Source organism: Paenibacillus sp. J31TS4 (assembly GCF_018403265.1).
GTDB lineage: Bacteria > Bacillota > Bacilli > Paenibacillales > NBRC-103111 > J31TS4.
The window spans coordinates 1895457-1916000 of the sequence record NZ_BOSI01000001.1 but is presented as its reverse complement, the minus strand read 5'-3'; the positions used below and the strand labels follow the sequence as shown (position 1 = coordinate 1916000).

26 protein-coding genes and 1 other annotated feature are annotated in these 20544 nt (G+C 55.3%); of the genes, 25 read left to right on the top strand and 1 reads right to left on the bottom strand.

All coding sequences use genetic code 11. The features are described from left to right. Positions 1-60: 60 nt before the first annotated feature. From KJS47_RS08930 to KJS47_RS08850, 17 genes are all read left to right on the top strand, one after another. Positions 61-801 carry a sigma-70 family RNA polymerase sigma factor gene (locus KJS47_RS08930; RefSeq protein ID WP_213524544.1) on the top strand — a complete coding sequence of 247 codons (741 nt, stop codon included), beginning with the start codon at positions 61-63 and terminating at the stop codon, positions 799-801. Positions 802-860: 59 nt separating this feature from the next. Next, positions 861-1274 (top strand): VOC family protein, encoded by a 414-nt coding sequence (locus KJS47_RS08925; RefSeq protein ID WP_213524543.1) that lies wholly within the window; start codon positions 861-863, stop codon positions 1272-1274. Next, positions 1210-2373: a winged helix DNA-binding domain-containing protein gene (locus KJS47_RS08920; RefSeq protein WP_213524542.1), complete on the top strand. Its 1164-nt coding sequence runs from the start codon at positions 1210-1212 to the stop codon at positions 2371-2373. The genes KJS47_RS08925 and KJS47_RS08920 overlap by 65 nt, the downstream gene beginning before the upstream one ends. A gap of 91 nt (positions 2374-2464) precedes the next feature. Then, on the top strand, positions 2465-3469 hold the full coding sequence (locus tag KJS47_RS08915) for a phosphotransferase (RefSeq protein WP_213524541.1): 1005 nt from the start codon (positions 2465-2467) through the stop codon (positions 3467-3469). Between the two features lie 166 nt (positions 3470-3635). Continuing rightward, positions 3636-3899: a spore gernimation protein GerQ gene (locus KJS47_RS08910; protein WP_213524540.1), complete on the top strand. Its 264-nt coding sequence runs from the start codon at positions 3636-3638 to the stop codon at positions 3897-3899. Then, complete coding sequence (locus tag KJS47_RS08905; protein ID WP_213524539.1) at positions 3896-4282, top strand: spore coat protein; 387 nt, start codon at positions 3896-3898, stop codon at positions 4280-4282. Before KJS47_RS08910 ends, KJS47_RS08905 begins: the two co-directional genes overlap by 4 nt. Continuing rightward, positions 4279-5415, top strand: coding sequence for a zinc-dependent alcohol dehydrogenase (locus KJS47_RS08900; protein ID WP_213524538.1), 1137 nt, complete (start codon positions 4279-4281; stop codon positions 5413-5415). The genes KJS47_RS08905 and KJS47_RS08900 overlap by 4 nt, the downstream gene beginning before the upstream one ends. 27 nt (positions 5416-5442) lie before the next feature. Continuing rightward, the gene (locus KJS47_RS08895; RefSeq protein WP_213524537.1) at positions 5443-5640 is read left to right on the top strand and encodes a hypothetical protein; all 198 of its coding nucleotides are present in this window, start codon (positions 5443-5445) and stop codon (positions 5638-5640) included. A 14-nt stretch (positions 5641-5654) separates the two neighbouring features. After that, positions 5655-5954 carry a spore coat protein gene (locus KJS47_RS08890; protein WP_213524536.1) on the top strand — a complete coding sequence of 100 codons (300 nt, stop codon included), beginning with the start codon at positions 5655-5657 and terminating at the stop codon, positions 5952-5954. 179 nt (positions 5955-6133) lie between these two features. Then, positions 6134-6556, top strand: coding sequence for a pentapeptide repeat-containing protein (locus KJS47_RS08885; protein ID WP_213524535.1), 423 nt, complete (start codon positions 6134-6136; stop codon positions 6554-6556). Between the two features lie 172 nt (positions 6557-6728). Then, positions 6729-7043, top strand: a complete 315-nt coding sequence (locus KJS47_RS08880; RefSeq protein WP_213524534.1) for a hypothetical protein — start codon at positions 6729-6731, stop codon at positions 7041-7043. A gap of 285 nt (positions 7044-7328) precedes the next feature. Beyond that, on the top strand, positions 7329-8246 hold the full coding sequence (gene qoxA / locus KJS47_RS08875) for a cytochrome aa3 quinol oxidase subunit II (RefSeq protein WP_213525036.1): 918 nt from the start codon (positions 7329-7331) through the stop codon (positions 8244-8246). A gap of 3 nt (positions 8247-8249) precedes the next feature. Beyond that, entirely contained in the window at positions 8250-10208 is a 1959-nt protein-coding gene (gene qoxB, locus KJS47_RS08870) for a cytochrome aa3 quinol oxidase subunit I (RefSeq protein WP_213524533.1), read from the top strand. Positions 10209-10211: 3 nt separating this feature from the next. After that, on the top strand, positions 10212-10823 hold the full coding sequence (gene qoxC / locus KJS47_RS08865) for a cytochrome aa3 quinol oxidase subunit III (protein ID WP_213524532.1): 612 nt from the start codon (positions 10212-10214) through the stop codon (positions 10821-10823). Beyond that, positions 10820-11125, top strand: a complete 306-nt coding sequence (gene qoxD / locus KJS47_RS08860; RefSeq protein WP_306433016.1) for a cytochrome aa3 quinol oxidase subunit IV — start codon at positions 10820-10822, stop codon at positions 11123-11125. Before qoxC ends, qoxD begins: the two co-directional genes overlap by 4 nt. A gap of 56 nt (positions 11126-11181) precedes the next feature. Next, a complete protein-coding gene (locus KJS47_RS08855) occupies positions 11182-11616 on the top strand; it encodes a BlaI/MecI/CopY family transcriptional regulator (RefSeq protein WP_213524531.1) in 435 nt (144 codons plus the stop codon). 11 nt (positions 11617-11627) lie between these two features. Beyond that, positions 11628-12473 (top strand): M56 family metallopeptidase, encoded by an 846-nt coding sequence (locus KJS47_RS08850; protein ID WP_213524530.1) that lies wholly within the window; start codon positions 11628-11630, stop codon positions 12471-12473. 133 nt (positions 12474-12606) lie between these two features. On the opposite strand, the gene KJS47_RS08845 is transcribed toward KJS47_RS08850, so the two are convergent. Next, positions 12607-13569 carry a DNA-3-methyladenine glycosylase family protein gene (locus KJS47_RS08845; protein WP_213524529.1) on the bottom strand — a complete coding sequence of 321 codons (963 nt, stop codon included), beginning with the start codon at positions 13567-13569 and terminating at the stop codon, positions 12607-12609. Positions 13570-13735: 166 nt separating this feature from the next. Between KJS47_RS08845 and KJS47_RS08840 the strand changes: the two genes are divergently transcribed. The 8 genes from KJS47_RS08840 to metG all read left to right on the top strand — a co-directional run bounded on the left by KJS47_RS08840 (position 13736) and on the right by metG (position 20416). Beyond that, the gene (locus KJS47_RS08840) at positions 13736-14395 is read left to right on the top strand and encodes a bifunctional transcriptional activator/DNA repair enzyme AdaA (RefSeq protein WP_213524528.1); all 660 of its coding nucleotides are present in this window, start codon (positions 13736-13738) and stop codon (positions 14393-14395) included. Next, the gene (locus KJS47_RS08835) at positions 14373-14927 is read left to right on the top strand and encodes a methylated-DNA--[protein]-cysteine S-methyltransferase (RefSeq protein WP_213524527.1); all 555 of its coding nucleotides are present in this window, start codon (positions 14373-14375) and stop codon (positions 14925-14927) included. The genes KJS47_RS08840 and KJS47_RS08835 overlap by 23 nt, the downstream gene beginning before the upstream one ends. Then, positions 14920-15633, top strand: coding sequence for a 2OG-Fe(II) oxygenase (locus KJS47_RS08830; RefSeq protein ID WP_213524526.1), 714 nt, complete (start codon positions 14920-14922; stop codon positions 15631-15633). The genes KJS47_RS08835 and KJS47_RS08830 overlap by 8 nt, the downstream gene beginning before the upstream one ends. A gap of 162 nt (positions 15634-15795) precedes the next feature. After that, complete coding sequence (locus KJS47_RS24035; protein WP_249716189.1) at positions 15796-16296, top strand: hypothetical protein; 501 nt, start codon at positions 15796-15798, stop codon at positions 16294-16296. Then, the gene (locus KJS47_RS24030) at positions 16184-16576 is read left to right on the top strand and encodes a prolipoprotein diacylglyceryl transferase family protein (RefSeq protein ID WP_249716279.1); all 393 of its coding nucleotides are present in this window, start codon (positions 16184-16186) and stop codon (positions 16574-16576) included. The genes KJS47_RS24035 and KJS47_RS24030 overlap by 113 nt, the downstream gene beginning before the upstream one ends. Next, on the top strand, positions 16569-18044 hold the full coding sequence (locus KJS47_RS08820; RefSeq protein ID WP_213524525.1) for a radical SAM protein: 1476 nt from the start codon (positions 16569-16571) through the stop codon (positions 18042-18044). The genes KJS47_RS24030 and KJS47_RS08820 overlap by 8 nt, the downstream gene beginning before the upstream one ends. 104 nt (positions 18045-18148) lie before the next feature. Then, positions 18149-18403 (top strand): hypothetical protein, encoded by a 255-nt coding sequence (locus KJS47_RS08815; RefSeq protein WP_213524524.1) that lies wholly within the window; start codon positions 18149-18151, stop codon positions 18401-18403. 58 nt (positions 18404-18461) lie between these two features. Further along, positions 18462-18723, top strand: a binding site (T-box leader). Positions 18724-18766: 43 nt separating this feature from the next. Further along, positions 18767-20416 carry a methionine--tRNA ligase gene (gene metG, locus KJS47_RS08810; RefSeq protein WP_213524523.1) on the top strand — a complete coding sequence of 550 codons (1650 nt, stop codon included), beginning with the start codon at positions 18767-18769 and terminating at the stop codon, positions 20414-20416. Positions 20417-20544 lie beyond the last annotated feature (128 nt).

Genomic DNA, 20544 nt, shown 5'->3' with positions numbered 1-20544 from the left:
GCTTAGGCCGTCCGGTCCTGAATGACCTGCCGATCAGAAACGAACCAAAGGAGGGACAGGATGGAAGCGTTAGCCGCCGTGGAGCCGTATCTGCCCGAGCTGAAGCGGTACTGCCGGGTGCTCACCAGTCACGAGTGGGACGCGGAGGACCTGCTTCAGGAGGTACTGGCCAAGGTGTACAAGGCTCTGCTCCGGGAGCCGGATCGTCCGCTCGCCAAGGCCTACCTGCGGCAGATCGCGCGGACGACCTGGCTCGATCACTGCCGCAAGCGCCAAAGGGAGGCGGGCCGGGAGGAGTTCTGCGAGGACCGGCATCTCCCTGCAGCCGGTCCGGACGCTCTCGCGGTCCGTGAGGCGCTTGAGCAGCTGGCCGGGCGGCTGAACCCGCGGCAGCTCGTCCTCATTCTGCTGCTCGACGTCTTCGGCCTGAGTGCGGCGGAGACGGCCGAGCGGCTGCAGGCGACGACGGGAGCCGTCAAGGAAGGGCTCAAGAGAGCGCGTCTTCGCTTGAGAGCGCTTGCAGCACAGGACAAGCAGATGGAGCAGGAGAATCGGCATCCGGAAGCGGCGTCCCCGTCCTCGGCGGGCAGTCCGCAGGTGCTGTTCGAGCAGTTTTTGGCCGGTTTCCGGGCGGGAGATCCCCAGATGATCTGCCGCTCCTATCTGGCTCTGGCGGCCAAGGGCGTCCGGATCGAGAAGGCCCAGCGGACGACAGGCGTCTATTCCTTCACGCTGCGGGATCCAAACGGGCATCTGATCGGATTTTTTGAAGATATCGGGCGGCCCCCCGTTTCTTTTTGATGTCTACGCGCGTTAGTAATCATGCAAGTCATACTAATGAGGAAGAAGGAGTAGAGAGCATGGCCGTCAAGGTAAAAAATTATGCCGTCATTCAATTGCCGGTGAAGGATATCGAGGCGTCGATCCGCTGGTACGGAGAGCTGCTCGGCATCCCGTTCACATTCGAATACCAGCCAGGGGATCAGGAGGCTTGGCTCAATGTGGCAGGCATCGGGCTCGGCCTGATTCAATGTCCGGAGGTGCCGTCCCTGGACTTTACGAACAGCGCCGGGCAGCTCCAGCCGATTATCTCGCTTCAGGTGGACAGCATCCAGGACGTGTACCGGGAGCTTCGGGACCAAGGGATCGAGACCGGCGAACTGGTCTACAAACAGGGAGGCGGCTACAGCTTTACGCTCCGCGACCCGGATGGCCATTTGTCCAATCTGTGGGGCGGCTGGCCGTCCGCGGAGGAGGACAAAGCCTATTCGTAACGGAGATGTCCTCAGCCGCCGTGAGCTTAACCGGGCGCTGCTGGCCCGGCAGCTGCTGCTGGAGCGGGCCAAACTGCCGGCGCTCAAGGCCGTCGAGCGGCTGGCGGGGCTGCAGGCGCAGTCACCCGCCGCGCCTTATTACGCGCTGTGGGCCCGGCTCGAGAGCTTCCGCCAGGAAGAGCTGGCCGGACTTCTGGTCACGCGGCAGGCCGTGCGGATTGCCCTGATGCGCTCCACCATTCACCTGGTCTCCGCCGAGGACTGCCGGATACTGCGGCCGCTCTTGCAGCTGGTTCTGGAGCGGGGCTTGAACGGAGCGTTCGGCAAGCGGCTCGCCGGGACGGACGCCGCCTCCATCACTGCGCTCGGCCGTGCGATGGTCGAGGCGGAGCCGCTTCCCGCTCACGAATTGGGCCGGCGGCTCAGCGAGGCGGTCTCCGCGGACCCTGAAGCGTTAGCCGCAGCTGTCCGCACCTACGTCCCGCTCGTCCAGCTCCCCCCGCGCGGACTCTGGGGAGAGAGCGGAATGGCGGTGCATACGACAGCCGAAGCCTGGCTTGGCCGCCCGCTATTGCCCGGAACGGATCCGGAGGAGCTTGTCCGGCGTTATTTGGCGGCCTTCGGGCCGGCCTCCGTCCGGGATATGCAGGTCTGGTCGGGGCTCACCCGGCTGCGGGATGCCTTCGAGCGGCTGAGGCCGCAGCTCGCGGTATTCCGGGACGAGCACGGGCGCGAGCTGCTGGACTTGCCGGACGCTCCGAGGCCCGGCGGGGACATGACGGCGCCGGCGCGTTTTCTGGGTGAGTTCGACAACATGCTTCTGTCGTACGAGGACCGCAGCCGGCTGCTAGCCGAAGGCGACAAACCGCGCGTATTTACGAAGAACGGCATCATTCGAGCGGTGTTCCTCCTTGACGGCTTTGCCGCGGGAACTTGGTCGATTGCTAAGGAGAGAGGCCGGGCCGTGTTGACGGTCAAATCGTTCATGGCGCTATCGCACGCGGAAGAGGAAGCGCTGGCAGCCGAAGGCCGACTGCTCCTCGCGTTTGCCGAGCCGGGACTTGTCCATGAGATTGTGTTCGCAGCGCCGGCGGCATAATCGAGTGGTGGACGGAATCTAGTGCTGCTGGCACGAGGGGGGAAGCTTGCGTCCGCTCGCGGCAGATGCGATAAGGAAGGGGACAAATGGGATGGCGGAACACGCGGAGAGGCTTGCCGAGGAGGAAACGATGCTGGCGGACCTGATCCGGTCCGTCGAGCGGGCGTTCGGCTGCCGGGTCGCCCAAGCGGAGCCTATCCGGCGCGGCTGGCTGAATCTCAAATGGAAGCTCACGACGGAGTCGGGGCCGCTGCTGCTCAAGCAGTACAACAAGCGCAGGTACCGAATGTACCGGGAGGAAACGCTGCTTAGGGCCTTCCGCCAGCAGGTGCGCCTATACGGGCTGGGACTGGCCTGTCCCCGGCTTTTGGCGGCGGGGGAGGACATTCTGCTGCATTCGGAAGGCGGGGAACGTTTTCTTGTCATGGAGCACTGCGCCGGCGAGCTGGTTCCCGCAGGCCGGGCCGACGAACGTCAAATGTACGCGCTCGGCCGGGAGGCCGGCCGGATGCACCGGTGGCTGAACGATGGAACGGTAGGCCGGCTGGACGCCCCTCAGTTCGTTCCGCCGGGACGCGAGGAACGGCTCGCTTACTGGCGCACGCTGCAGGATCAGAACCGCTCGGACGGCGGCGAGCGGCTTCTGGCCGATCTGGAGCTTCAGCTTCGCGCCACCGAGGCGATGAGCACCGAGGATATGGCCGGCCTCCTTCCCGGGTGGGCGCACCGCGACCTATGGGCAGACAACCTGTTGTTCGACGGGGAGAGGGTGGCGGCCATCCTCGATTTTGACCGGCTGAACTACGACTACCCGGATCTAGATATAGCCCGGGCCGTGCTCTCGTACGCGCTTGACGAAGCGGGCGTGCTGCATGTTCCGCTGGCGGCCGCCTTTGTCCATGGCTATCGGGAAGAACGGGAGCTGGAGCCCGGTCGCCTCACCCGCTCGTTTCGGGTGCTCTGGTACATGGAGAGCGTCTGGTGGATCCGGCCGGGGGAGGACCCTTCCAGTTCGCCCCCGATTCGCTTCGCACGGGAGATGCGCTGGCTCGCGGCGCACCAAGAGGAGCTATCCGACCTGCTGGGCGGGCTCTAGAGCGAGGGGAGAAGCTTAGACAACCGAACATAACCGGAGGAGAGGAGCTGTCCGACAAGGACGGCTTTTTTTCTGTTGGCGGGCGTGCCCAGGGCACTTTCCTGCCCTGCATACAGGGGGACGGTTGGGAAAAGCTAACCGTATGCAAGCAAGGAGGTGAAAGGGTATGACCGCTTTTCCATCGCTGGCTCCGCACGAATCGCTGGAGCTGCACGAAGCGCTAAATTTCAAAACGCTTTGTCTTGCCAAATCCAAGCTGATGCAGGGACTGGTGTTCGATCAGGAGCTGAAGGCTCTGATGCAAAAGGACGTGGAGCAGTCCGCCCAGGCTATCGCCGAGCTGCAGACGGTTTATGCAAAAGCCCCGTTCCAAGCCCCGGTACCGCCGAATCGGCCGACGCCCATCGTAGGGGAAGGAGGAAGCGTATGAACGGTGACTATCTCGATCCGATTAACGCGATGAACATGCCGGAGATGGCCGATATGACGTTCGCGATGGATTTCTTGGTTCGAGCTAAGGAGGGCGTCCGCAACATGGCGATCGCCCTGACAGAGACGGCCTCTCCCGAAGCGCGCGCCGTCCTGCGCAGCCAGCTGCGCCAGGGGATTGCCCTGCATCAGGAAATCTCCGATCTCATGATCCGCAAGAAGTGGTTCCATCCGTACGAGCTGAGCGAGCAGTATAAGCTGGACCAGCAATCGGCTCAGAACACGGTCATGCTGGGACGCATGCAGCTGTTTCCTGGCGATACCTCGCGCAAGGGCATGTTCGACCGTACGCCGGATGTGCATAAGGAGGAAACGAACGCATGAAGGCCGTCACCTATCAAGGGATCAAGAACGTTGCCGTCAAAGAGGTGCCGGATCCGAAGATCGAGAAGCCGGACGATATGATCGTCCGCATGACCACAACCGCCATCTGCGGATCTGATCTGCATCTGATCCATGGGATGATTCCCAACCTCCAGGAGAATTATGTCATTGGGCACGAGCCGATGGGCATCGTCGAGGAGGTGGGGCCAGGTGTCACGAAGTTGAAAAAGGGAGACCGGGTCGTCATTCCGTTCAACATCGCCTGCGGCGAATGCTTCTATTGCAAGAATCACTTGGAGAGCCAATGTGACAATTCCAACGACAACGGGGATATGGGAGCCTACTTCGGCTATTCGGGAACGACCGGCGGGTATCCTGGCGGGCAAGCCGAATATTTGCGCGTGCCCTACGCGAACTTCACTCACTTCAAACTTCCCGACAGCTGCGAGGTGCCGGATGAGAAGCTGTGCCTCATCTCCGACGCCATGACGACGGCGTTCTGGAGCGTCGACAATGCCGGGGTTAAGGATGGGGATACGGTCATTGTGCTGGGCTGCGGCCCGGTCGGCCTGCTCGCGCAAAAATTCAGCTGGCTGAAGGGCGCGAAGCGGGTCATCGCCGTCGATTACGTGGACTACCGGCTTCAGCACGCCAAACGGACGAACCATGTGGAGATCTTCAACTTCGAGCAGCAGCCGAACATCGGCAGCTATCTGAAGGAGATTACCAAGGGAGGCGCCGATGTCGTCATTGATGCCGTCGGGATGGACGGCAAAATGAGCGACCTCGAGTTCCTTGCCAGCGGCATGAAGCTGCAGGGAGGCACGATGAGTGCGTTCGTTATCGCGTCGCAGGCGGTCCGCAAGGGGGGCACCATCCAGATCACCGGCGTTTACGCCGGGCGCTACAACGGGTTTCCACTTGGCGATATTATGCAGCGCAACGTTAATATCCGGTCGGGACAGGCGCCGGTCATTCATTATATGCCGCACATGTACGAGCTGGTCGCGACCGGCAAGGTGGATCCGGGAGATATCATCACGCACGTGCTCCCGCTGGGCGAAGCCAAGCGAGGGTACGAGATGTTCGACACGAAGACGGACAACTGCATCAAGGTGGTCTTGAAGCCTTAAGCCCGGAAGATAGGAGGAACGCAGGCAATGCCTACTTACGCTTTGCACGAAACGCTGGAGGTTCACGAGATGGCCACCTTCAAGACGGTATGCTTGACCAAGTCCAAGCTGATGCAGCCGCTGGTTTCCGACCCCGCGCTCCAAGAGATTCTCCGGCAGGATGTTCAGACCGGCACGCGGCAGCTGCAGGAGCTCGGAGACCTGCTGGCCAAAGCCATGCATTAAGGAGGGGAAGCAGGATGTTAAATACGATCCTTGAGCATCTGACGGGGATGGACCAGATGACGGACCAGGTCATCGCGATGGATTTTCTCGTGAACGCCAAGAGCGGCGTCCGCAACTACGCGATGGCCGTTACGGAATGCGCCACGCCGGAGGTAAAGGCGGTGCTGGAGAAGCAACTGGAGGAAGCGATCGACACGCATGAGCGAATCTCCGCCTACATGATCGACCGGGGCTGGTACCACCCGCACCTCGTGAACGAGCAGATCCGGCTCGATCTCCAGAATATTGAGACAGCCGTCGGTCTCCCTTCCTGACAAACGGAGGCTAGACGTTCCCAGACATCCTCTCTCCAGCCGCCGGAACGACCGGCGGCTGTTTGCCGTTCCGCAAGAGGCGGTGCGCAGCCAGCGCAAAAAATGCTCTTTACAGAGGACAAGTCCCTGTATATTGTTAAATTATGGAATCCAATTAATCAGGCTGGAGGGACTTTGCCATGCAAACAGAGGTTGTCGCGATTAAGCAGGCCACGAAGCGGATTGAAGCGAAGCAGGCGAGCATAGACGGCTCGACCTTCGAATGCGTCGGGGCGAGCCGCATGACGTTCCGGGACGTCTGTCTGGCCGGCACCCGAATTACGGATGCGAATCTGAGCGATCTCGAGATCGACGGCGCTCAGCTGGGCGGGGCGACCATCCGCAACATCGGCATGCCCGGTCCTGGTCATTCGCTCTACGATCCGGAAGCCAAGCAGAGGCCGCTCACCTTCGAAAACTGCGAGCTGACCGGCAGCCGGATCAGCGGGTGCAATCTGACGGACGTCGCCATCACGGATTGCGAGATGGTCGGCCTGACCATCAACGGCATCCCGGTGGAGGAGCTGCTGCGGGTTTATGAGGGAGCGGCCGCCAAAGGGTAGAGCAATAGCCCGATCGGAAACAGCACACAGAAAAGGAAGACCCAACAGCCCGCCGGAGCCCGGCGGGCTGTTGGCTGTGACGAATACATGACATATCGTAGGATCTATTGAACAGATGCTTGTTCATTGGTAGGGTTGGTAGGACGGAAGGATCCTTCTAAGAGGTGAGAAAATGACGAGAAAAGCGTTAATTGGTTTCCTTGTTTTACTAGGTGGGGGATTATTCCTTATACCAATAAATTCGGCTCCCCCCGCGCACACAAGAATCATCCTGGAACATACTTATAAGACATATATCGCTCCCCCTTGTTTTGAACAAGCGCAAGCTACCAATAATCTGGGGGAGTGGAATCTAGCTAAAGCACGGGAACTTAATTATAAGGCGGAATCCAGCTGCACGGAAGAACTCCTGAAACCGGAACGTAAACCAGTATTTAAACTAGTTGCGGAGAAAATAGGGCTCACAAGTGGACAATGGAACTGGTGAGACTGATGCTGTCTAGCTACTTATAAGCGAATCTTCAAATTGAGAAAAGCGCGAAGAAGCGTGTCATCAGCTTCTCTGCGCTTTTTCTTTAGTAAAAAAACTACTCAGCATAGTTTAAATCCTAATTGTGAACAAGCTGTGTTCAGATTGTGAGTAACCGGTGAACAAAGGATGAAGAACTAATGACAAATCGGTTTTACACTACAATACATAGTTTAATTGTTGTAGCATTGTATTTGTGCTGCAAATTAACACCAACTTAGAAGGAAGGTGAACGGAACTACTATGTTCAAAAATAGGAAACCTTGGCTAATTGTAACGATAAGTTTCATTTCCCTATTCGTAATAACTGCATTAGCCCTTCGCAGCGACCTAATTATATTAGATCCCAAAGGACCCATTGGTGCCATCCAAAAGGATCTGATTATGTACTCCATCTATTTTATGCTTGCCATATTAATCATTGTATATATTTTGTTCGCATACATAGTTTCAAAATACCGTGATCGCAATAATTTTAATGCGAAAGATTATCAACCCGATATGCATGGCAGTACAAAGCTGGAAATTGTCTGGACGATCATTCCACTAGTAATCGTTATTGCCTTATCTATTCCGAATGCTAAGGCCCTCTACGCCTTAAAAGAACCGCCACAATCAACCATGAATAAAGAGCCCATTATTATTCACGCTACTGCCGCGGATTGGAAGTGGATATTCAGTTATCCCGAGGAAAACATAGAAACCGTCAATTACGTAAATGTTCCTGAGAATCATCCCATTCTCTTCAAAGTTACCGCTGCAGATTCGATGGCTTCCTTCTGGGTTCCCCAGATTGGCGGTCAAATTTATGGAATGCCAGGCATGGTAAATGACCTATACCTTCAGGCAGATGAGCCAGGAGAATATAATGGCAGGAACTCAAACTTTACGGGTGCTGGTATGACTCATCAACAGTTTAGATTTGTAGCTTTAGAAGAAGTGGAATATAACAATTGGGTGAAAGAAACACAAGATCATGCACCCAAACTAGATGAAGGAACTTATGAAAAATTAATGCTGCCTGAAACCGTTGATGAGAAGACCTTTTCATCCACTCATTTAGCATTCGTAGATCATGGAACAGATTCCGCGTATGCAATGAAGATTCGCGAGAAGTATGGAGTTGAGATAAAAGGGATTAAAGTAAGAAGGGGGGAGTAGAAGGTGTTTGATTTTATCAAAGAAAACTTGATCTTAGATGAACCACTGATTGTTGGAGCGAATGTTTCTATCTTACTTACCTTGATTGGACTTATATTTGCGTTGACTTATTATAAGAAATGGAAATGGTTATGGACCGAATGGATAACGACTGTCGATCATAAAAAAATAGGCATTATGTATATTATCGCCGCCTTATTGATGCTGTTTCGCGGCGGTGTAGATGCATTGTTAATGCGAGCGCAATTAACGGTGCCCAATAATGAATTTTTGTCATCCCAGCATTATAATGAAATTTTCACAACACACGGAACCATTATGATTTTATTTATGGCTATGCCCTTTTTGCTCGGATTAATGAACGTAGTTGTTCCTTTGCAATTAGGAGCAAGAGATGTGGCTTACCCGTATTTAAATAATTTAAGTTTTTGGTCGTTCTTCTTTGGTGCCATTCTTTTTAATATATCGTTTGTATTCGGTGGATCGCCGGATGCCGGTTGGACAAATTATGCCCCTTTGGCCATTGAAGGAAGCCCGGGACCAGGAATCAATTATTATTTGCTTGGTTTGCAAATTTCGGGGATTGGTACGCTATTAACCGGTATAAACTTTATCGTCACCATTATCAAAATGCGAGCGCCAGGCATGACATTATTACGAATGCCGATGTTCTCATGGACAACATTAATCACTTCGTTCATTATCGTGTTTGCATTCCCGATTTTAACGGTAAGTTTAGCGCTAATGACATTTGATAGACTGTTTGGAACCCATTTCTTTACTCTGACCGGCGGTGGAAATGTGATGCTGTGGTCGAACTTCTTTTGGTTATGGGGACATCCTGAGGTTTACATCGTTATATTGCCTGCGTTCGGTATTTTCTCAGAGGTCATTGCAACATTCGCCAGAAAAACCTTGTTTGGCTTTAAATCAATGATCCTATCTCTTGTTGTCATTTCATTCCTTAGCTTTCTCGTTTGGGTTCACCATTTCTTTACAATGGGTGGAAGCGCGGCAGTAAACAATGTCTTCTCCATTACTACAATGGCCATTGCCATACCGACAGGCATTAAAATATTTAATTGGCTTGGAACGCTATACAAAGGGCGGATCCAATTTACAACTGCCATGATGTGGGCACTCGCGTTTATTCCCACCTTTATTATTGGGGGAGTAACGGGTGTCATGCTTGGTATGGCAGCAGCGGACTTTCAATATCATAATAATTATTTCCTCGTTGCACACTTTCACTATACATTAATTGCTGGCGTTGTATTTGCTTGCTTTGCAGGCTTCATATACTGGTATCCGAAAATGTTTGGGCATAAAATGAATGAGCGACTCGGAAAATTAGCACTTTGGTTTTTTACAATAGGGTTCAATGTCTGTTTCTTGCCACAGTTCTTGCTAGGGTTTGCAGGCATGCCAAGACGCGTATATACCTACGTTCCGGAAGATGGTTGGACGGCATTGAATGTGGTTTCTACTATCGGAGCTATTGGTATGGGCATTGGATTCCTAATCTTGGTTTACAACGTGAACTATAGCTGGCGCCATGCCAAAAGAGAAACGACTGGAGATGCGTGGAACGGTCGTACGCTTGAATGGGCAACTACAACAGCTGTCCCGCCGCACTATAATTTTGCCGTTATTCCTGAAGTTAGTGAGATAGATGCTTTCTGGCACATCAAACAACAGAAAAAGGAAATGAAGGAAGAGAGCATCTCGTACGAACCGATTCATATGCCTAGTAATGCTTCTACTCCTTTTCTTATGTCCGTTCTCTTTTTTGTTGCAGGATTCGGATTAGTGTTTGCATTGTGGTGGATGGCTGTCCTTGGCGGAATAGGGATACTTGCTTGCATGGTCGTTCGATCGACCAGCTCCTATAGAGATAAGGGATATTACGTTAGTGTGGATGAAATTAGAGAATTGGAACAATCAAATCAAGGGGAGGCGTGATTTATGTTACATGCTAATAATAAGAGTCTTAACACGCCCCTGGAGTATAGGTCTGAGAACGGCAGACTAAACATATTTGGCTTTTGGATTTTCCTGGGGGCCGAAGTTTCTTTATTCGCTACATTATTCGCAGCTTATTTTGCCCTTAAAAGCGGGACAGTTGGAGGTCCGCTGCCTAATGAAGTGTTTGACTTAACCAACACGATTATAATGACACTCCTTTTATTGACCAGTAGTTTTACTTCCGGATTAGCAATTAATGAAATGAGACGCAATAGTGTTAAATCGATGATTTTCTGGTTAGTCATTACATTATTATTTGGGCTGGCATTTCTTTATATGGAGATTTCCGAGTTCGTTCTCTTAGTGCACGAAGGGGCTTCTCTTGGAACAAATGCCCACTGGTCTTCTTTCTATCTTTTGACGGGCACGCACGGGGTTCACGTTTCCATTGGGATCGGTTGGATCGTGTTGATAATTGACCAAGTACGTAAAAGAGGGTTAACACCGGAAACAGCTAAAAAGGTATTTGTATCGAGTCTGTACTGGCACTTTTTAGACTTTGTATGGATCTTTGTCTTTACTGGTGTGTACCTATTAGGGATGGTGGGATGATGGAAAATAAAGCAGCTGGACATAGTCGGTTTCCATGGACGCAGGTTATTGCTTTCCTTTTCTCAATTATTCTAACATTTGCAGCAGTTTGGATAGGGATATGGGCGAATTTATCGTACAGGGTAATTGTTGCTGCTGTATTTGCCCTTGCATTTATACAAGCTGCTATTCAACTGTTTATGTTCATGCATGTATCTGAAGGTGAACATGGAATTTGGCAAGTTGGCAAAATGCTGTCTGCTGCTTTTCTTGCATTTGTCATTGTTGCAGGCAGTGTATGGGTATTGAATTCCATGCATTAAAGAAAAAGGAGTGTTATAATTCCTTTACAAAAGGTTTCTCGAGAGGCGATCCGGATATGAGAATTAATAAATTTAATATGAATGAACATGGACTGCATCGCTTTTTCGGCTCACTTGAAGTAAAGGTAATGAATACGTTATGGGAAAAAGAAAAGCTCACGATTAAGCAAGCCCACGAAATGATCAATCGTGAGGATCCCATATCTTTTAATGCCGTTATGACAGTCATGAACCGGTTAACGGACAAAGGGGTTTTGCGCAAAGAATCAACAGGAGGAGGCCGCAACCGGCTAACCTACTTTTATCCTACTCAAACAAAAGAACAGTTCATCAGTAAGCAAACCAGAGTCGTGACGGAAGAGTTAATTGAAGATTTTGGTCCGCTGGTTGTCAATCATTTCATAGAACGGCTGGATTATGCAGATCCGGAATTGATTAAAAAGCTGGAAAAAAAGCTCAATGAAATGAAAAATAATGATGAAATTGAGTGAGATTAGAGGACATGCCATTTAAACCAAAAGTAATACTTGCTCTAATTTTTTGTCTTGTAAGCTGGATTTTGTTTCAAATGGGTTATAATATATTCCATCAATTAAATGATCTTCCTGGAACGGATAATACAAGCCAATTGGTTATCGCGATACTCCGAGATCTTACTTTATCTCATGTTATTATGGGGCAGCTTTATAATGGATTCATAGCCTACTTTTGTATAGCTGCCATTTATTATTTTACGGAACAGTTTATTCTTCGTATCAAATTACAACGTTATATTAAAGAACGTTTCGATCCCCAATCAACCTTAACTTGGAATGACCGATTTCGTCATGAACAGACAAAAATTATTGTAATTAAGGACTCTTCTTTTGTAGCCATGTCGTATGGCATTTTGAAGCCGAAGATCCTTATCTCTACATATGTTCTTTCCAAGTTTACGGAAGTTGAGATAGAGGCGATTCTTCATCATGAAGTTTATCATTGTAAATCACGGCACCCTTTCCAAATGAACATGCTTACCTTTCTAAGCAAAGGATTGGCCTTTGTTCCCGTCATAAAGGACTTATCTCGTTATTATTCCATCTGGGCAGAGCTTCTCGCTGACCGGTATGCGATTAACCGCATGAACTCAGAGGTGCCGATAGGGAAGGTTTTGTTATCATTAGTTAAAGGCAACACTAACCATGCAGTTGGAGCGGGGACTCATTTTGCAAATGAAGCAGTTAATTATCGCATCAAACAAATTATTGATCCTTCCAGTGATCTTCGTATCGTGATCACGACCGAAAAAACAGTAATCATTTCGGCAGTCGTGTTAGTGCTAAAGTTTTTATTGTTAATCGGGAAATGATAGCCTATCTGGACCGGCTCGGGAAGCGGGGAGAACAAGCAGAATAGGAGAAGAAGAGGACAGGCTGCCGGATACCGGCAGCCTGTTCGTCGTGAAGGGCAGATTTTTCAGATCAAATGAATAAGGGGAACGGTCAGTACAGCAGCCGCCACAAGTAGAAGGTAGCATACGCCTCCCAGCCGGCCCAGGGGACGGCCAGCCGCTTCAGCTCGTCCTTCGTCGGCTTGCGGTCCATCCCCGCCGCGAATTTGATTGCGTTGTGCAGGCCGACGTCGTCGATGGGGAAGGCGGTCGCCATACGCAGGCAGCGCATCAGCACGTAGTTGGCCGTCCAAGGCCCGATGCCGCGGATGGCGACTAGCTGCTTTTCCGCCTCCCGGCATCCGCCGGCGTCCAGCAGCCCCTCTTTGGACAGACGGCCGTCCAATATCCGCGTGGCTACCTCGATCAAGTATTCGGCTTTCTTCCCTGTCATCCGCAGATCGGTCAGCTCCGATACGGAGAGGGACGCGATTCGTTCTACAGTCGGGAAGAGCCAGTACTGCTGGCCTTCCGCCTCTACCGGCACGCCGTATGCTTCCACGAGGCGCCGTTTGAGCGTATAGGCGAACGACAAGGTAATCTGCTGGCCGAGAATGCCCCAGCTGACCGCCTCGAACAGATCGGGTATGCCGATGCAGCGCAGACCACGGTGGGCCCGGATGGCTTGGGACAGGAGAGGGTCAGCAGAGGCCAGTTCATAAAAGGGACGCAGGTCTGTATCCAGATCGAACCAATCCCGGACGTAGCGCGCCGCTTCGGCCCGGACCCACCGCTCGGCCGGTGCCTCGCCGAGGAACCGGACCGCGAGAGCCGACGGCTCTTCCCGGACCTCCACCACGGCGGCTTCTTCTCCGATGCGCAGCGCCTTGACGATCCGGTCTCCCTTGATAGCGTGCATGCATTCGTTCGGCTCCCGGTTCAGGTAGCGGAGCGCTTCGGTGAAGGAGAACAGCTCGGGGACCGGCAGCCGGAGCTCCTGCCCGCCGTCCTCGGCGGGATCTCCTACCCATGTCTGGGGATTTTGTCCCTCTCGGAGCTTATTAGAATAAACCATGCAGGAACTCCCTCCTTTTCTTTCTCTCACGGTAGACAAAAAAATACTTCCTCTATTAGTTGTACCATATAGGGGGCTGCCGCTCCTTTCAATATCTTGCGCTTCCACTCCGGAATGCGTACACGGCGGCCCGGCTCAGGGTATACTTTTGCTAGAGGTGATCGAGATGGAAAATAATTACGAGAGGGAAGAAGGCGCCGGAGAGCAAGGGCAGGGGGGGATAGCTGCCGCAGAGGAGCTGTCCGAAGAGAGATGGCGGGCCATCGTCCAGAGCGACGCTGCCTATGACGGGCGGTTCTTCTACGCGGTGCAGACGACCGGAATTTTCTGCCGGCCCTCCTGCAAATCCAGACCTCCAAAAAAGGAGAACGTGCGGATCTTCCCGGACGCCGAGCACGCGCTCGCGGCCCGCTTCCGACCATGCAAACGATGCCGGCCAACCGGACGACGGCTGCCGAACCAGGAGTGGGTCGCCCAGATCGCTGCCTATATCGACGCGCATTACCGGGAGACGCTGTCGCTGGAGACGCTCGCGGACGCGTGCCACGGCAGCCCGTATCATTTGCAGCGCACCTTCAAGCGGATCAAGGGCATCTCGCCGGTCGAGTATCTGCAGCGGACTCGGATCGCCCGGGCTAAGGAGGAGCTGCTCCGCACCGATCATTCAATCGCGGAGGTCGCAGAAGCCGTAGGCATGGCCAACACCCCCTATTTCATCACCCTGTTCAAGAGAAAGACCGGGCACACCCCGGCAGACTACCGGCAGAGCATGGCACCGCCGGTCATGAAGGAGGACGTCTCTTATGACCACCCAAACCAAAGCTAAACCGCCGCTCTATTGGTCCATCTGGACCTATGACGGATGGCCGCTGCATCTGGCGGCGACCGATCAGGGACTCTGCTACGTCGGCTCCCCGAACCGGCCGTTCGAGGAGCTGGCCGCTTGGGCCGGCAGCCGGTTCCCCGGCAGCGAGCTGATTCGTGACGAGGAGAAGCTGCGTCCGTATGAGCAGGAGCTGGCCGAATATGGCCAAGGCAAGCGCGACGCGTTCACGATCCCGGTCGATCTGCGCGGGACGGCGTTCCAGCAGGCGGTCTGGCAGGCGCTGCTGGCGGTTCCCTACGGCGAGACGGTCTCCTATTCGGACATCGCCGAGCGGATCCAGCGGCCGTCCTCGGTGCGTGCGGTCGGGGCGGCGATCGGGGCTAACCCGGTCCTGATCTCGGTTCCTTGCCACCGGGTCATCGGCAAGAACGGCGCGCTGACTGGGTACCGAGGCGGGATGGAGATGAAGACGCGGCTGCTTCGGCTGGAGCAGGAGCAAGGGGACGAGGAGAGGGGGCCGCGGCATGGCTGAGAGCCTCGCCGCCAGGATCGCCGCGCTGGATTGGCACGCGCTGCACCGCTCGCTGGAGGAGGACGGCTTCGCCCCGCTGCCGCCCCTGCTGAGCGCTGAGGAGTGCAGGGAGCTTAGGGACGGATACGAGGTAGATGAGCTTTTCCGAGCGACGATCGACATGGCCCGCTATCGGTTTGGGGAGGGGCGGTACCGGTACTACCGGCAGCCGCTTCCGGAGACGATCCGCGAGCTCCGGGAGAGCTTCTATTCGGAGCTAGCCGGGACCGCCAACCTATGGCGCGAGCGGCTCGGCCAGGAGCCCATCTACCCGCCGGTGCTAAGCGAGTTTCTGGCCGAGTGCCATGCGAGCGGCCAGTCCCGTCCCACGCCTCTCCTCCTGAAGTATGAGGCAGGAGGCTACAACTGTCTGCATCAGGATCTGTACGGGGAGCTGGCGTTTCCGTTCCAGGTGGTCTTCGTGCTTAGCGAACGGGAGCGAGATTACACGGGAGGAGAATTTCTTCTTGTCGAGCAAAGACCGCGGGCGCAGAGCCGAGGCCGCGCTTTGACACTGGAGCAGGGAGCGGGACTGATCTTCCCGACGAACCATCGCCCTGTAAAAGGCACGAGAGGCTACTACCGGACTAGGGTAAAGCACGGCGTCAGTACCGTGACGGCGGGCACCCGATACAGCTTGGGCATTCTGTTTCATGATGCGACTTGAAGACCGCCAGGTTCGGCACCGCCGCCGGACGCGGCGGTCTTTTTGGCGTTCCTCGGGTGAAGGAGCTCGGCACGTGGACGCCGTTCTTCTTTCCCCGAATGGAAGATCAAGGTAAAATAGGAGGAAACCATACCACCGTTTGGCTGCTAAAGGAGGGAAGCCATGACGTTCCCGGTCTATCTGCACCTCGGCCCATGGACGCTGCATCCGCACGTCGTGTTCGAGTTTCTGGCCTATTTCATCGGCTTCCGCGTCTATCTGTACACCCGCCGAAAGGACCGCATTCCCGTCCAGCATGCGATCAGCGTGCTCGTGGGCGCGACCGTCGGGGCGGCGCTCGGCTCCAAGCTGCTCGCCTGGTTCGAGGACCCGGCGCTGACGTGGCAGCACCTGCTTCACGACCCTCTCGCGCTCATGGGAGGCAAGACGATCGTCGGCGGCCTCCTCGGCGGCCTGATCGGCGTCGAGCTGACGAAGAAGCTGATCGGCTGGACCCGGTCGACGGGAGACGATTTTGCGCTGCCGCTCCTACGGCATGGCGATCGGCCGGATCGGCTGCTTCCTGACCGGGCTGCCGGACCATACCTACGGCACGCCGACCGGCTGGATGACCGGGGTGGACTTCGGCGACGGTATTCCGCGGCACCCTGCCCAGCTGTATGAAATCGCTTTCCTACTGCTGCTCGGAGTGCTGGTCGTCAAAGCCCGGCAGGGGAAGCTCGCTCTGTACAAGGGAGCGCCGGAAGGAGCCTTGTTCCAAACGTTCATGGCCGGGTACCTGCTGTTCCGCCTCGTCATCGACTTCATCAAGCCGACGCTGCATCCCTATCTCGGACTGAACAACGTACAGGTCGCCTGTCTGCTCGGCCTCGTCTACTACAGTTTCCTCGTGCGCCGCTGGGCGTTCGCCAAACCGCTGGAAGGGAAGGAAAGCCATGCCTGACAATCGTCCTTATCTGTACCATGAACTCACTAACAGCATCTGCTCGACCTGCTACCGCAAGGCGGAGGCCAAGATTTTGTTCGAGAACGACCATGTCTACCTGATGAAGCGCTGCCTCGTGCACGGTCCCGAGAAGGTGTTGATCTCCACCGACATCCCGTACTACAAGCGCTGCCGCGAGTTCATCAAGCCGTCGGAGATGCCGAAGCGGTGGAACACGCCGATCAAGTACGGCTGCCCGTACGACTGCGGCCTGTGTCCGGATCATGAGCAGCACAGCTGCCTGACTCTGCTGGAGATTACTGATCACTGCAACCTGCAGTGCCCGATCTGCTACGCCGAATCGTCCCCGAAGCGGACCCGGCACCGGTCGCTGGAGGAGATCGAGCGAATGCTCGATGCGATCGTCGCGAACGAAGGAGAGCCGGATATCGTCCAGATCAGCGGCGGGGAGCCGACGACTCATCCGCAATTTTTTGAGATCCTGGATCTCGCCCGTACGAAGCCGATCCGGCATCTGATGGTCAATACGAACGGCGTCCGCATCGCCCGCGACCGTGCCTTCGCCGAGCGGCTCGCGGGCTACCTGCCGGGCTTCGAGCTGTACCTTCAGTTCGACAGCTTCGAACAGGAAGCGCTGGAGGAGCTGCGGGGAGCCGATCTGCGCGCCGTGAGGGAGCAGGCGATCGCCCACCTGAACGAATTCAACATCTCGACGACCCTCGTCGTGACGCTCAAAAAAGGGCTCAACGACCGGGAGGTCGGCGCCATCATCCGCTACGGGCTCCGGCAGCGCGCCGTGCGGGGCGTCACACTTCAGCCGATTCAGGCGGCGGGCCGCCTCGAGCGGTTCGACCCGGCAACCGACCGGCTCACGCTGTCCGAGGTGCGCCGGATGATTATCGACCAGTCGGGTGTCTTCCGGGAGGAGGACATCATTCCGGTGCCGTGCCATCCCGACGCGCTGGCGATGGGCTACGCGCTCAAGCTGGGCGGGGAGACGGTGCCGCTGACCGGGCTCATCGACCCGCAGGTGCTGCTGGACGGCGGGCGGAACACGATCGTCTTCGAGCAGGACGAGACGCTGCGCGGCCGGATCTTCGAGCTGTTCTCGACGAACCATTCGCCGGATTCCTCGGCGCTGTCGCTGAAGAATCTGCTGTGCTGCCTGCCGGCCGTCGCCGTGCCCGAGGAGATCGGGTACGACAATGTGTTCCGCGTCATCATCATGCAATTCATGGATGCGTATGATTTTGATGTGCGGTCAGTGAAGAAGTCCTGCGTACACATCGCGCATCCGGACGGCCGGATCATCCCGTTCGATACGTACAATCTGTTCTACCGGGACGACAAGGAGAAGATTCTGGAGGCGCTCAAGGCGGAGATGCCGGTCTATGCCGGCATGGAAAGAGCGCGCGGCTGCGCGGAGGAATCCGGCTGCGCGGCAGGCGATGAGGCGGGAGCCTGACGACGCGGGGCAGTGCCGGCAGGCGCGCCTTCGCTTGGGCGTACGCCGGCGGGCTTCCAGAACGTGGCTAACCGTGGCGACAAGATCGATAGGAGGTGACCGGTATGGACCGGCTAGCGGAGGCGGTGCTCGGCTTCATCGGATCGCTTGTGCTTGGTGTGCTTGCTGCGCTTATTCTGAGCGCTATCGATCTGAGCGTGGGGATCTTCTTCATAGGACTCGTTCAGCTGCTCTACATCATCCCTCTCTGCATCTACTACTGGAACAGGCACAGAGGAGCGGCGCAGGGGCTGATCATCGGAGCCTCGCTTATTTTTCTGCTCAATTCGCTTTGTTGGGGGATCTTGGCGCAGCTGTAGGAATGGATCTTGACTTTGACGCGGGAGTTCCGTATGATTTCCAGTAACTTGAATACGAGGAAAAGCCAAGAAGAGAAAGAGTACCAAAGCGAAGTCTTTTAAGCAGAGAGCTCCGGGAGCTGAGAAGGAGCAAAGAGGACCTTTGGGAACATGGTCTCAGAGCTGCGCATCGAACCCTTAATTGATTGTAGGCTGCGCCGGAACCCGCATCCGTTACTGTGCTAGGGTATACACGCGCTGCGTCGTACCCGAAGAGGTGAATGCCGCAAGGCATTGATGAAATTGGGTGGTACCGCGTGAGCACAGCTCTCGTCCCTTTGGGATGAGGGTTTTTTTGTCGTTCATAAAAAGGAGGTTTTTTGAATGGCGAACATTTTGATCGGCGGGGCATGGCCTTATGCAAACGGGTCCTTGCATCTGGGGCGATTGGCGAGCTTGCTGCCTGGAGACGTGTTGGCACGGTACTTCCGGGCCAAAGGAGAGAAGGTTCTTTATGTTTCCGGCAGCGATTGTCACGGCACCCCGGTTGCGGTCCAGGCTATCCAGGAAGGAGTGACGCCGCGGGATATTGCGGACCGGTACCACGGGGAGTTTGTCGACTGCTTCACGCAGTTAGGATTTACTTACGATCTCTACACGCGAACGGACCAGCCATTCCATCATCAAGTTGTCCGGGACTTGTTCGCAGCCCTGGTCAGCAGCGGGTATTTGTACCGAAAGACGACGCTGCAGACGTATTGCGAGACGGATCAGCGCTTTTTGCCGGATCGGTATGTGGAAGGAACATGTCCCGTCTGCGGGAGCCGCGCCCGGGGGGACCAGTGCGACGCTTGCTCGACCTTGCTCGATCCCTCGGACCTAACGGAGAAGACGTGCAAATTATGCGGCCATCCGCCGGTCGAGCGGCCGACGGAGCATTTTTACCTTGCGCTCTCCAAGCTGCAAAGCGAGCTGGAAGAATACGCGAGCAGCGCAAGGGGGTGGAGCGACAATGCCGTTCAATTGACCAAGCGGTACTTGGAGGAAGGGCTGCAGGATCGTGCGGCGACAAGAGACTTGACCTGGGGCGTGGATGTACCGGTGGAAGGGTACGAGGACAAGAAAATCTACGTTTGGGTAGAAGCGGTCAGCGGGTACCTCTCGGCCAGCAAGCAGTGGGCGGCGGAGACGGGTGGCGATTGGAAGCCGTTTTGGCTGGACGGTCCGGAGAAGCTAACCGCCTATTACGTACACGGGAAGGACAACATCCCGTTCCATACGCTCGTATGGCCGGCTCTCCTGATGGGGGCCGGAGGCTATCATTTGCCGGACCGCATCCTCTCCTGCGAATATATGACCCTCGAAGGCAAGAAGTTTTCTACGAGCCGCAACTGGGCCGTTTGGGTGCCGGATCTGTTAACGAGGTACCAGCCAGATTCCATCCGCTATTTTCTGATCGCCAACGGTCCGGAAAAACGCGATACGGATTTTTCCTGGAGGGAGTTTATTCACAGCCACAATGGAGAATTGCTGGGCGCCTTCGGCAATTTTGTCAATCGTACGCTGGCCTTCCTCAACAACTCGTTCGGCGGGGTCGTGCCAGAGGGGGACGTGGAGGAGGAGTGGCGCGTGAGCATTGAGAAGCTGTACGAGGAGGCGGGCGCCCTCCTGGAAAAAGGGCATCTCAAAGAAGCGCTGGAGCTGATCTTTGGCTGGATTCGCCGCGCCAACAAATTTTTCGACGAACGGAAGCCCTGGGTGCAGATCAAGGAAAATCGGGAAGCGTGCGGCGCTACCCTGTCCGGCTGTGTGCAGCTGATTGCGAACTTCGCCAGCCTGCTGAACCCGTTCCTTCCTTTCTCCTGTGAGAAAATAAGGGGGTTCCTGGGGCTAGGGCAGCCGGGCTGGCGCTGGATCACCGTACCGGCGGGCCGGGAGCTTGCCGATGTGGCGCTGCTGTTCGAGCGCATCGACACCAGGCGGATCGAGGAAGAGACTCGATTATTAGAGAAGCGAGCCGTAACTCCCGAGTAAGGTGCAGGAGGAGGTCTCCCTCTTTTGCTGATGATGCGCCACATGACAGATGAGGGGGCGGCAGGAATCCGAATGCCAATGAAGAAAGAGTAGGAAGGAAGAATAAGGAAGCGAGAAAGCCGCAAGCA